General features: G+C 72.1%; 12 protein-coding genes. 3 read left to right on the top strand and 9 right to left on the bottom strand.

Annotated elements, in window-relative coordinates; genetic code table 11:
* Positions 1 to 159: 159 nt before the first annotated feature.
* The 4 genes from ACFWYS_RS15335 to ACFWYS_RS15320 form a co-directional block, all read right to left on the bottom strand.
* Positions 160 to 1,038: a potassium channel family protein gene (locus ACFWYS_RS15335; protein ID WP_384767821.1), complete on the bottom strand. Its 879-nt coding sequence runs from the start codon at positions 1,036 to 1,038 to the stop codon at positions 160 to 162.
* Positions 1,039 to 1,232: 194 nt separating this feature from the next.
* Positions 1,233 to 2,237, bottom strand: coding sequence for an Acg family FMN-binding oxidoreductase (locus ACFWYS_RS15330; RefSeq protein ID WP_384767818.1), 1,005 nt, complete (start codon positions 2,235 to 2,237; stop codon positions 1,233 to 1,235).
* A gap of 58 nt (positions 2,238 to 2,295) precedes the next feature.
* A complete protein-coding gene (locus ACFWYS_RS15325; protein WP_384767815.1) occupies positions 2,296 to 3,171 on the bottom strand; it encodes a pyridoxamine 5'-phosphate oxidase family protein in 876 nt (291 codons plus the stop codon).
* 115 nt (positions 3,172 to 3,286) lie between these two features.
* Positions 3,287 to 3,571 (bottom strand): carboxymuconolactone decarboxylase family protein, encoded by a 285-nt coding sequence (locus ACFWYS_RS15320; RefSeq protein WP_384767812.1) that lies wholly within the window; start codon positions 3,569 to 3,571, stop codon positions 3,287 to 3,289.
* Positions 3,572 to 3,773: 202 nt separating this feature from the next.
* Here ACFWYS_RS15320 and ACFWYS_RS15315 point away from each other — a divergent pair, with 202 nt between their 5' ends.
* Complete coding sequence (locus tag ACFWYS_RS15315) at positions 3,774 to 4,664, top strand: universal stress protein (RefSeq protein WP_384767809.1); 891 nt, start codon at positions 3,774 to 3,776, stop codon at positions 4,662 to 4,664.
* Between the two features lie 46 nt (positions 4,665 to 4,710).
* On the opposite strand, the gene ACFWYS_RS15310 is transcribed toward ACFWYS_RS15315, so the two are convergent.
* Positions 4,711 to 5,736 carry a 6-phosphofructokinase gene (locus ACFWYS_RS15310; RefSeq protein ID WP_384767806.1) on the bottom strand — a complete coding sequence of 342 codons (1,026 nt, stop codon included), beginning with the start codon at positions 5,734 to 5,736 and terminating at the stop codon, positions 4,711 to 4,713.
* A gap of 136 nt (positions 5,737 to 5,872) precedes the next feature.
* On the bottom strand, positions 5,873 to 6,448 hold the full coding sequence (locus ACFWYS_RS15305) for a hypothetical protein (protein ID WP_384767804.1): 576 nt from the start codon (positions 6,446 to 6,448) through the stop codon (positions 5,873 to 5,875).
* 154 nt (positions 6,449 to 6,602) lie between these two features.
* On the opposite strand from ACFWYS_RS15305, the gene ACFWYS_RS15300 reads away from it, so the two are divergent.
* Positions 6,603 to 7,595, top strand: a complete 993-nt coding sequence (locus tag ACFWYS_RS15300; RefSeq protein ID WP_384767801.1) for an Acg family FMN-binding oxidoreductase — start codon at positions 6,603 to 6,605, stop codon at positions 7,593 to 7,595.
* 15 nt (positions 7,596 to 7,610) lie between these two features.
* Here ACFWYS_RS15300 and ACFWYS_RS15295 read toward each other — a convergent pair whose 3' ends face one another.
* Together ACFWYS_RS15295 and ACFWYS_RS15290 are read right to left on the bottom strand one after the other, a co-directional pair.
* On the bottom strand, positions 7,611 to 7,991 hold the full coding sequence (locus ACFWYS_RS15295; RefSeq protein ID WP_384767798.1) for an STAS domain-containing protein: 381 nt from the start codon (positions 7,989 to 7,991) through the stop codon (positions 7,611 to 7,613).
* A 201-nt stretch (positions 7,992 to 8,192) separates the two neighbouring features.
* Positions 8,193 to 8,645, bottom strand: a complete 453-nt coding sequence (locus ACFWYS_RS15290; protein WP_384767795.1) for a pyridoxamine 5'-phosphate oxidase family protein — start codon at positions 8,643 to 8,645, stop codon at positions 8,193 to 8,195.
* Between the two features lie 472 nt (positions 8,646 to 9,117).
* On the opposite strand from ACFWYS_RS15290, the gene ACFWYS_RS15285 reads away from it, so the two are divergent.
* Positions 9,118 to 10,842 (top strand): GAF domain-containing protein, encoded by a 1,725-nt coding sequence (locus tag ACFWYS_RS15285; protein ID WP_384767793.1) that lies wholly within the window; start codon positions 9,118 to 9,120, stop codon positions 10,840 to 10,842.
* 86 nt (positions 10,843 to 10,928) lie between these two features.
* On the opposite strand, the gene ACFWYS_RS15280 is transcribed toward ACFWYS_RS15285, so the two are convergent.
* Positions 10,929 to 11,822 carry a universal stress protein gene (locus ACFWYS_RS15280; RefSeq protein WP_384767790.1) on the bottom strand — a complete coding sequence of 298 codons (894 nt, stop codon included), beginning with the start codon at positions 11,820 to 11,822 and terminating at the stop codon, positions 10,929 to 10,931.
* Between the last annotated feature and the right edge of the window lie 32 nt (positions 11,823 to 11,854).

Here is an 11,854-nt window from a genome sequence, read left to right as displayed (position 1 = left end):
GCGAAGGCGAATGTCTGAGCGAATCACCGTTGGCTGTGGGGGAGTTGAGTCCTCCGGAACGGAATTTCATCCCTGTGTGACAAGGGACCGCACAGCGCTGACATGTCGGCCACGGTGAGGTCCGCGCGGATCGAACCCGCCCGTGGAGTGCACCCTCGCTCAGGGCTGTGCGCGGTCACGGCCATGGTCGGTGGCGTACGCGGTGAACACTTCCGCCGGTGAGCCTCCGGTGTGGAGGAAACGCTGGTCGAGGATGGTGGCGAGGTCTGCCAGCGCGCCGGCCAGCAGTTCGCCGGCCAGTCGTACCTCGGGCCGTCGCGCTCTCTGTCCGCGCTCGGCGAGGTCGGCGGCGTAGCCGACCATGGCTGCCAGCGACGAGTGGTCCTCGCCGTCATGGAAGTAGTAGGCCTCGGCGTACTGCGTGAAGTCGATACGGACGCGTACGACCTCGGTGGCCAGGCTGTCCAGGAGCAGGGCTCCCGCAGTGGAGTCGAGCTGCCCGGTCGCCGGGTCCGCGTCGCGCAGCAGCGCCAGCCGGATGGCGAGGACCCTCCTGCGGGTCAGCGCCGGGTAGATCTCCAGCACCCAGGAGACCGTGGCCGTCAGCAGGGCGAAGCCGACGAGGGCTTCCAGCGGTGAGACCAGGCGGAGCCAGTGTTCGCCGGGCGCGATGTCTCCCAGGCCCAGCGTGGCCACCGTGACGAGCGAGAGGTACAGGGAGTCCAGCAGTGCCGGCTCCTGTGCCGCCTTTGAACCGGGTGAGAAGGCGAACGACTCCGGCATGTGCGGCCAGTAGACGATGGCCCAGCCGATGATGACGGTTCCGGCCCACATGCCCACCACCGTCACCATGGCCAGCGGTCCGATGAGCCCTACCACCCGTCTGCGCGCACGGAGCCGCCGGGCCAGTCGCCACAGCGCCGTCATCACGACACGGCTCAGGCCGCCGTGGCGGGTGGGGTGCCAGAGTGTGTGGAACAGGTCCCGCAAGCCGACCATGACGAGCCCGGCACCGACCAGCGAGACCAACCACTCCATGCATGTCTCCCACAGCTCTGCACCCGGCGCGGAGCCCCGTGTTCGAGGCCCAGCCCCCAAACTGACGGATCATGCGGCGGACGCGGCGGCACCACGCGGATCGGGGACTCCGCCGAGTCCTGGCTCAACGGCGGGGACAGCGTCCCGGACCGGCCGGAGACCGCGTGGTGACCTGGGCGTGTGGTGGGGGATGGTCAGGGCTGGATGTCGAGTACATCCGTCACCGGGCGGCGCGGTGTGCGAGGGCCCTTGGGCCCGTACCCCAGACGCAGCACCAACTGCTGGTAGCCCGTCCCGGTCACCGGATCGCGCAGCGGCCAGCGCAGGTCCGTCCATTCGAGGGGCTGGGTGACGAAGGAACTGGACAGGCCCTTGAGGGTGGCCAGCAGCAGGACGCGTTCCATGGCCTGGCCGGCGCGGAGCCAGTCCGCGGGACGGTCGTGGACCGTGCTGAGGAGGGCCAGTTGAGGGTTCTGCTCGAAGTCCGCCGCGTCCCGTCCCGCCACCTGCCGGGGGCCGGCGAAGTCGCGCATGGGGGCTCTGCCTCCGCGCTTGCGTGGACCGAAGGCGTACTGCGGGACTCCGTCGTCGGCGGTGTTCACCGAGGGGGCGTCGATCCGGGTCCACCGCGCCAGGTCCTGTTGGCTGCCGGGGTCGGTGATGATGCGTGCCTCGGCTTCCTGGACCAGTTCCAGCACGTCCTGAAGATGCCATGAGGTGGGGAACGACAGGGTTGCTCCCTCATCGCGAGCGGCCACGCCGAGAGCTTCCCGCAGGGACTCGGGGATCCTCGTCTCCTCGAACGGACAGCGGCTGCTGTGCCGCTGACGGATCGCCGGATGCAGCGCGCCCAGGCCGCTCTCGTGGCCTGCGGGGCCGGTCAACCGTACGCTCGCGAGCAGCGCGGGGTCGGCGGCATCGGGCAGCAGCCGGGTTTCCGGGTGCCAGCCGTCGTGGACCACGGCGACCCTGAGGTTCAACAGGGCACCGCCGCAGCCGAGATGGAGCGCGCGGGCGTCAGGGTCGGAGTGCGGTATGGCACGGTCGAAGTCGGCATGCAGCTCGAACGTCTGAGTGCCCTGGAAATAGCGGAACCGCCAGGGCTGCGCGTTGTGCATCGACGGCGCGGCCACGGCGTCGTGGACCAGGGCCGCCACCCGTTCGTCGGACGGTGCGTGTCTGCTCAACTGTCGGCTCACGGGAGCCTCCCTTCGCGAGTCGGCGGCATGCCGGGACGAGACCACCGCCCCTGGCCGCCTACTGCGCGGCCGGGGTGATGCGGCGGCCCGTGAGGCGCGTGGGCCGGACCGACACCCACATCTCGCGTTCGCCGCCGGCCCACGGCATCGTGTGGGCGTGTCGGGCGAGCCTGCGCACGGTGTCCGGCTCCGTCACGACGCTCGCGGGGCCGACGGCGAGCACGCTCCAGCCCTGGCTCAGGGCCTCGTCGACGTGGTCGACCTCGAAGGCGACGTCCGTTCCCACGGCCGCCGAGGGCACGGAGCCGGGCGTGGTTCGGAACACGATCGTGTCGTCGACGACCTCGTAGTTGACCGGGACGACCGCCGGGCGGCCGTCGGACGTCGACACCGCGACACGCCCCACCCCGTGCGTGGAGAGAAGCGTGCGGCACTCCTGCGGGCCGAGGTCGCGCAGCTCAGGGTGGAGCAGTGCGTGGCCCTGACCGGGAGGGAGATCGACACCTCCGCCGCGCAGGGTGCCGACAGTGGTGCCGAGTGCGTCGGCCAGCCTGATGAGAGTCGCCGCCGTCGGGTCGGCGGGCCGTTCCTCCAGGTACTTCAGATACTCGGGCGACATGCGTGCGCGGCGGGCGGTTTCCTCCCGGCCGAGCCTCTGTCTGCGACGTTCGACGGCCACGCGCCGGCCGATGTCTCCGGGGCTGGGTGTCCCGGCCGGTCGGCCTGCTTCGGACACGGTCTCCGCCTGCCCGACGTGCTGAACGTGTGCGTCGGGCCCGGGGAACACCAGGGTCACTTCGTCCGTGTCCGACCAGCGCACGTCGTAGGGAGGTGTTCCGTCCTCGTGGTGGAGTCCGACGATCTCGCCGTCGCGCCGGGTGGCGCCGGTCGCCGGGCTTTCGATGACCAGTTGGTCGCCGAGGTGAGCTCGCATGATCGCCGCCCTCTCCTCAGGATGGTGCTGCATCCAACGTGCCACGCGCGACACGCCCGCCGCATGAGCCGGAAGGCCCCAGTCCGTGAGCTTGGGTGGCCCACGTGTGTTGGCCTCATCGGCCCATGACGGGCCGGCGGGCCGGGGCGATGGTGAAGACGAGGCGATCGGAAGCCGCGGGCGAGGCACGCCCGCGGGCATGGGCGGCGATACAGCCGTCACATTCCTTGCTCACCGCGATGGCCAGCGCGATCAGTTCCTTGGTCTTGGCATCCAGCGCGCCGGCGGCGAGCGCGCTGTCGTGCAGCTGCCGGTACCCCTCGTACACCTGCGGGATCGCTTTTCGCAGCTCCAGGGCGGGAGCCCGCAGATCGTTGCGCACCTGTGTGCCGTAGGCCATGGTTCCTCTCCTTCTTCCTCCGCATGCCGCCTTCCTCCGCATGCCGCGTGTTGTCCATTGACGCGCCGCGCGCACCGGGGCAGAGAGGGCCGAACGGCTCTTTCGCCGGGACCTTCGGGGCCTGCCGTGGAACAGTGGGAGAGGGGTCGAAACAGTCGCGGGGCCCGCCTGCGGACGTGGCCGGCGGGCGAAGGAGGGCGCGATGAATCACCCTGTGCTGGCGGGTATCGACGGCTCCGAACGCAGCCTGGCCGCCGCCGACTGGGCCGCGCGGGAAGCGCTGTCGCGCGGCGTTCCGCTCCGCCTGGTGCATGCCTCTCCACTGCTTCCGGGTGATGCCGTCCCGGTCCAGGCCGCGAAAACCCTGCACCGCATGGGCGAGCGCATGCTCCAGCGGGCGATCGCCGACCTCGGCGCCCGCTACCCGGACCTCCAGGCGCGGGGCGAGCAGACGGACCACGCCCCGGCCATGGCACTCCTCGCCGCGGCACACGGCGCCGGGCTCCTGGTGGTCGGAGCACGAGGAGCCGGCGGCTTCGACGGCCTCGCGGTCGGTTCGGTGGCCCTGCGTGTCGCGGCGGCAGCCGAATGCCCCGTGGTGCTCGTGCCCGAACGGCTGGTCGGGGGCTTCGGAGAAGCGACGCGGGCGGCAGGCGGTGTGCCTGAGCTGGTGCTGGGTTTCGACGCGCACCGTCCGGTCGGCGAGGTGGCGGACTTCGCGTTCGCGGCAGCCGAGGCGCGCGGGGCACGTCTGCGGGTGGTTCGGGCGTGGGCTCTTCCCGCCGAGGCCGTGTCTCCCCAGAAGCTGTTCGTGACCGAGGAGGACCGCGCCACCTGGGAGGACCAGGAGGTCCTGCAGCTGTCCGATGCCCTGCGCATGTGGCAGGACAAGTATCCGGAGGTGACGACCAGCACCGATGTCGTCCTGCTCCACCCCGCGGAGGCACTCCTGAACGCGTCCCGGGAAGCCGACCTGCTGGTCGTGGGCCGCCGCACCGACCCGCGAGCGCCCGAGGGCCGACTGGGGCCGGTGACCCACGCCCTGCTGCACCACACCCGCTGCCCGGTGGCGGTCGTGCCGCACGCCGGCTGACCGGGGACGGGGGCAGGGGACCGGGACCCCGGGGCAGGGGGCGGGATCAGCCGAAGAACACCTCGAACTCGTCGTACAGCGACGGATCCACCAGCTTGGTCTTCGTCCTGGTGCCGTCGAGAGGGATGCGGATGATCTGGGTGCCGCGCAGGGCCACCAGCTTGCCGTAGTCGCCGTCCTTGACCGCGTCGACGGCGTGCAGGCCGAAGCGTGTGGCCAGCCACCGGTCGAAGGCGCTCGGCGTGCCGCCGCGCTGGACATGGCCGAGGACGGTGGTACGGGCATCCGTGCCCGTGCGCTCCTCGATCTCCTGGGCGAGCCACTCACCGATGCCCGACAGCCGTACGTGGCCGAACTCGTCCACCGTCCGGTCCTTGAGGACCATCTGCCCCTCGATGGGGACGGCTCCCTCGGCGGCGACGACGATCGGCGCATAGTGGATCTTGAACCGGTTGTTCACCCACGCACAGACCTGATCGATGTCGAACGGCCGCTCGGGGATGAGGATCACGTTGGCGCCGCCCGCCACGCCCGCGTGCAGGGCGATCCACCCGGAGTGCCTCCCCATCACCTCCACCACCAGGGTGCGCATGTGCGACTCGGCGGTGGTGTGGAGGCGGTCGATGGCCTCCGTCGCGATGCCCACGGCCGTGTCGAAGCCGAAGGTGTAGTCGGTGCCGGACACGTCGTTGTCGATGGTCTTCGGCACGCCGACCAGATTGACGCCCTGGTGGCTCAGCTCGGCCGCCACCCCGAGCGTGTCCTCGCCGCCGATCACGACGAGCGCGTCCACCTCGTGCGCGGCAAGGGTGGCCTGGATGCGCTGCACCCCGTCCTCATGCTTGAACGGGTTGGTGCGGGATGAACCGAGGATGGTCCCGCCGCGTGGCAGGATGCCCCGCACGCTCGAAATGTCCAGCGGCACGACAGTGCCCTGAAGCGCGCCGAGCCAGCCGTCCCGCAGGCCGACGAATTCGAAGCCGTATTCCTGGATGCCCTTGCGGACCACGCTGCGGATCACGGCGTTGAGGCCGGGGCAGTCGCCGCCACCGGTCAGCACTCCGACCTTCATGGGTTCCTCCGTCCTGTGGCGGACGTGCGGAGTCGGTCGGCTCACCTCCGCGGACGTGAACTCGAAGAGCCGTGTGACTCTCCTTCCAGCATGAGCGACGGCGGCCCCGTCGGCGACCCGCCTCGCGTGCCCGGCCTCACCCGGTCTTGTGCCCCCACCGGGGCCCCACCAGGTCCCACTCCCGGCCCCACTGCTCGATGCGCCGCCGGTCGAGCCTCCACCGGACGAGAGCCCCGGCGCCGCACACCGTTCCGGCCAGTCCGAGCGCGGCGGCCGTGCCCAGGATGCCGGCCTCGATGGCACCCTCGGTGGGGCTCGGCGGCTCGGTGGCGAGGTCGCCCCGGCCGTCCAGCCAGGCCACGACCTCGGAGCCGGCCTTATGCCCTGTGTCCACCAGGGTCTGGTCGGTATGCGTCGTGCCGTCGGGGGCCGTCCAGCTGATCCGCGCCAGGGCACGTGTCCCACCTGCCTCGGTGGACGACGCGGGGACGTCGGCGAGGACCACGGCCCGCACGGAGTGCCGTTCGGCCCGCTGCTGGGCGAACGCCTCGTCGGCGGCGTGGGCCGTCACCAGGCCGACGAACGTGCCGCCCACCAGGACGACCGCCCAGACGGCCAGCACGATCCAGGCCTCCAGGATGTCGTCACGCCGTCGTAGCGGGTTGCCACGCCACCGCCACAACCGCTTCTTCGTGCATGTGCCGTCGCTCATGGGTCCTCACCTCCGTTGTCCTGACCGTGCCAGCCGACGTCCCGCGCCGACATGGCCCGCCAGGCCCCCACGAGGGACCATCGGCCCCTCACCATGTCGCGGCCGGGTGCGCACCCTCGAAGACGGCACCACTTCGGCGAGAGGGGAGGACCCCATGCGCAGCACGTCCTTCGATGCCGCGGTACTGGAGACGTGCGTCTCGGCCGCGGTCGCCGCGCCCTCGATCCACAACTCCCAGCCGTGGCGCTTCCGGCTGGATCCGGAGACGGTCACCTTCTCCGTGCGAGCCGCCCCCGGAGGCGGACTGCGTCACACGGACGCGGAAGGCCGGGCCCTGCACCTGTCGGTGGGCGCCTGCGTGCTCAACCTCCGCGTCGCGATGGTCCACTTCGGCTGGGACCCGGTCACCCACCTGCTGCCCCGCCCCGAGGAACCGGACCTGCTCGCATCCGTCCGGCCGACCGCACCTGCCCCAGGCCGCCCACGCGAAGGCGACATCGACCTGTACGAGGCCGTCTGGCGTCGGCACAGCAGCCGCTTCCCGTTCTCCGACCGGCCGATCCCGCCGAGTCTGCGCCTCGAACTCGCCGCGGCGGCCGGCGCGGAGGGCGCATGGCTCCGCTTCCCCGAGCACGCCGAGACCGCGCGCCTGCTCGCCCTCACCGCGGACGGCGAGCAGCGCAACCGGTGGGACGCCGACCGCAGCGCCGAGAGTCGCCGGTGGGTGCGCGAGGACCCGTACGCGGCGGCCGACACCGGCCTGCCGCGGGCGGCACTCGGCCCGCAGGACACCCGGGAGCGGCTCCCCATGCGCGACTTCACCGCCCGACGCCATCCCGACCGGCTCCCCGCCCGCATGTACGAGACGACTCCCGTCATCGCCGTGCTGAGTACCGAGCACGACCGCCGCGCCGACTGGCTGCGCGCCGGGCAGGCCCTCGAACACGTCCTCCTGGTGGCCACGGCCCACGGCCTGCGTGCGTCCCTCCTGCACCAGGCCATGGAGTGGCCCGACCTGCGTGCGTCCGTGGCCCCGGGGTCCGGCCACGCGCACATGCTCGTACGACTCGGTTACGGTCCCGAGGGTCCCGCGACTCCGCGGCGTGCGGCGCGTGCGGTGCTCGACGCCGTGGCGGCGAGTGGGTAGCGGGTTCGGGCCCGTTCAGCCTGCCGGGACGATGACCGCGTCCTTCTCCACGGGGGCGGGAAAATCGGGGTTGATCTCGAACACGCCGGCCAGACCGGTGCTGCGCAGTATGCGCAGGAAGCACGCATTGTGGCTGACCAGACGGAGTCGGCCCTGCCGGTGCAGGACGCGGTTGCGGGCCCGGCACAGGACGCCGAGACCCGTGCAGTCGATGAAGGACACGGCGCGCAGGTCGAGCACCAGATCGGGGCACGTTCCGGCGGTCAGTGCGTCCAGCCGTACCGCCAGGGCCGGTGCCGAGCCGAGGTCGATCTCGCCGCGCAGCTCCACCACGGTCGTACCAGCGACGACGCTCGCCGGGAGGGACGGCGAGGACCCGGTGGGGTTCTCAGACATGGTCCCAGCGAATCCCGTACGCCGGGCGGGCGGAAGGGCCGGTCGGCCCTGCCTCTCCGTTTCCGTGGGGCCGACCGGACCCACACCGTCATGACCGGACCCACACCGTCATGAAGGGCTTCGTCCTCCACGGTCCCGGACCCGTCTCCCGGGAGGACGTCCCCGTCGCGGTGGTGCCGCACGGCCGACCGGACGGCCGGGTCAGGACTCGACGGGGGCGAGCCGGACTCCGGTCACCAGGTCGGGGCGGATGCGGACCGCGTAGTCCATGGCCCGGCCCACCCAGGGCTGGAGCATGTCCTGATAGCGGGCCAGATCGCCGGCGTCGGTCACGAGATGGGCGTAGCCGGTGACGACCACGCTCCAGCCGATGTGCGTGTCGGGGTCGATGGCGTCTGCCTCGTAGGCCACGACGACCCCCGGCGCGCCCGCCTGCAGGGCCCTTGACGTCAGGGCCGCTCCCTCGTGGGTGCGGATGACGATGTCACCCTCGTCGAGGACATGGTTGACAGGGCGGACCGTCGGCAGAGCCTGCCGGGTGAAGACGATCCGCCCGAAGGACACGCTGCCCAGGAGCCGCAGCGCTTCGGCACTGTCCAGCTCGATGCTCCGGCGTGCTCCCGGGGCGACCGGCAGGGCGTTGCCGCAGGCCATGGCAGGCTTCCGTAGCTGTTCGTCTCTCACTGCTTCACATCTCCGACCGGCTCACCGAATCCGTCACGCGGCGCGGGACCGTAGGGGCCGCAGGGCGGGTGGGGCGGTTTCGTGTGCGGCTCTTTTCCGATCAGATCATTCGAACCGCGGCTGCCCGGCAGACGCTAGGGCCGTTCGGCCCTCGCCGGTGACCGGACGGCCCGTTCGAGGGCGGAGCGCTGATGATGCGGAGACGGGCGATGAGCGGGGGCGGGAGACGAGCGGGGGCGGGAGACGCTCCGGTTGTGTACCGCACGTCGGGCTGCTCGCTCTCACCGAGTACGCGACCGCACGGTTGCCGTGCCTCTGACCGGGGGTTCTGTCACGCCGACGGGGTGCGATTGCCGTACCGACCGCTGCCCCGGGCCGATACCGTGGTCCTTGACCGCAACGGTCGGCGTCGGGCGGGTCGAGGGGACGTGGAGGAGCGCCGGTGGAAAGCCATGAGCAGGCTGGTCAGGCCCGCGTACGGCTGCCGCAGCTGAAGCTGGACGAACTGCTGGAGGAACTGCAGGCCCGCCTCGACGCGGCCCGCGGCACGCGCGACCGGGTGCACAGCCTTCTGGAGGCGGTGCTCTCGGTCGGCAGGGAACTGGATCTTGAGCAGGCACTGCACAGCATCGTGGAGGCCGCCGCCGTGCTGGTGGACGCGGAGTACGCGGCCCTGGGCGTGATCGGGCCGGACGGCACACGGCTGTCCGCCTTCCACACCGTCGGTGTCTCCGCGGAACAGATCGCCCGCATCGGTCCCTACCCGGAGGGCCACGGCATCCTCGGCGAACTGATCCGCCACCCCGAGCCGCTGCGGCTCACGAAGATCTCCGCGCATCCCGCCTCGTACGGCTTCCCGGCGCACCACCCGCCGATGAACACGTTCCTCGGTGTCCCGATCCGGGTGCGCGACCAGGTCTTCGGCAACCTGTACCTGACCGAGAAGAGGGGCGGGGCACAGTTCGACGAGGAGGACGAGTCGGTCCTGTCGACCCTGGCCGTCGCGGCGGGCGTCGCCATCGACAACGCCCGCCTGTACGAGGAGACCCGGCTGCGGGAACGCTGGCTGCAGGCCAACGCCGAACTCACCCACAGCCTGATGTCCGGCGGCGAGCGCGGCCAGGCTCTCGGCCTGATCGCCGAACGCACCAGGGAGATCACCGGCGCGGCCCTGGCCGTGGTCGCCATGCCCCTGGAGGACACCGCCGCGCTGGAGGTGGAGCTGGCCGTAGGACACGGCGCCGAGGCCCACCGCGGGCTCGTGCTGCCCGTCGACGGCAGCCTCATCGGCCAGGCATTCTCCACCGCCACCCCGGTGACCAGCCTGGACGTCACCCGCGACAAGCGGGTGCCGGCCGCCTCCCCCCGCTTCGAGGGGCTCGGGGCCGCCGTGGCGGTGCCCATCGGGGCGGGCGACGGCGTACGCGGCGTCGTGCTGCTGGTGCGTGCGGCGGGGCGCCCGCCGTTCTCCGAGAAGGAGATCGCACCGCTCCGGGGCTTCGCCGCGCAGGCCGCGATCGCGATGGAGCTGGCCGAGCGCCGCCAGGACGCGGAGCAGATCGCCCTGTTGCAGGACCGCGACCGGATCGCCCGGGATCTGCACGACCTCGCGATCCAGCGGCTCTTCGCGACGGGCATGACGTTGCAGAGCGCCGGCCGGTTCATCGAGCACAAGGAGGCCTCGGAGCGGGTGGCGCGCGCGGTGGAGGACCTGGACGAGACCATCAAGATCATCCGGTCGACGATCTTCGGCCTGCGCGCCCGCGACGGCGCCTCCGGGAGCGGTCTGCGGGCCCGCGTGGTCCGGGTGGCCGGCGAGGCCGCTCCCGTGCTGGGCTTCGCGCCCAGCGTGCGCATGGAGGGCCTGCTGGACACCGACGTACCCCGGGAGGTCGCCGACCATGTGGAGGCCGTGCTGTCCGAGGCCCTGACCAACGTCGGCCGGCACGCCCGCGCCGACCGCGCCGAGGTCGCGCTGGTGACCGACGGGCGTGAGGTGCGGCTGACCGTGTCCGACGACGGCGTGGGCATTCCGGCCGGAGGGCGCCGCAGCGGCCTGGCCAACATGGCGGAGCGGGCTCAGCAGTTGGGCGGTGAGCTGACGGTGAGCACTCCCGGCGACGGCAGCACGCTGGTCTGGCGGGTGCCGTTGGCGCCGGAGCAGTAGGCGGCGCCGGAGTTCGCGCCGCTCGGGCCCCTTCCGACCCGGCCCCTCCCGGTCCGACCCCTGCCGGTGGAACCGGGAGGGACGACTCACTCGTGCGGCACGATCGCGACCGGGCACCGGGCGTGGTGCATCACCGCGTGCGCGACGGGACCGGTGTGGACGCCGGTCCTGGACGGACGGATCCTGCGGCCGACGACCAGCAGACCGGCGTCCTGCGCGGCGTGCAGCAGGTGCTGTGCCGGACGGCCCTCCTCGACCAGCCGGGTGACCCGCACGGCGGGGTACTTCTCCCGCCACGGTCCGAGAACGGAGTCCAGTACGCGCTCGGCGCCCGCCCGCACACCCCGGCGCGCCTTCGCCTCCAGCGCGTGAGGCATGTACGGCAGCTGCCACGCGTACACCACTCGCAGGGGCGCGGCACGCAGCGTCGCGCTCTCGAAGGCGAACGCGAGCAACTCCTCGCACGACTGCGCCGGATCCACACCGACCACGACAGGGCGATACGGCGTATGCGCCGACGGCCGGCCCTGCGCGTCCGGCTCGTGCTCGTCCTCAAGGGGCTGATCCGCCCGGACGAGTACGACGGGCCGTGTCGCCCGGGCAACCGTCGCCAGCGCCACCGAACCTGCCATGAAGCCGCCGAATCCGCTGAACGCGCGGCTGCCGAGGACCAGCAGCTCCGCCTCGGCGCCCGCCGCGGCCAGTGCGTCGGCGGCCGGGCGGGAGATCTGCTCAGCGCTCGGATGCACCTGCGGACAACGCTCGTCGAGCCGGTCCACCGCACCGCGCAGAATCCGCCGCGCCCGGTGGCGAGGCGCCTCCAGCTCGGGCAGCTCCGACGTCTCGGGCGACGCACCGCCCTCCCACGCGTGCACCAGACGCAGTGGCCGACCGCGCCTGAGCGCCTCCCGGGCCGCCCAGTCGGCGGCAGCGAGGCTCTCCCGGGAACCGTCCAGTCCTACCACGACAGGGCGAAGCACGGCCGACACCTCCCCGGCTCGGTGTCCCGCAC

This window comes from Streptomyces sp. NPDC059010 (assembly GCF_042740355.1).
Taxonomy (GTDB): Bacteria; Actinomycetota; Actinomycetes; order Streptomycetales; family Streptomycetaceae; genus Streptomyces.
Note: the sequence above shows the minus strand (reverse complement) of the source record. Positions and strands in the feature narration are given on the sequence as shown.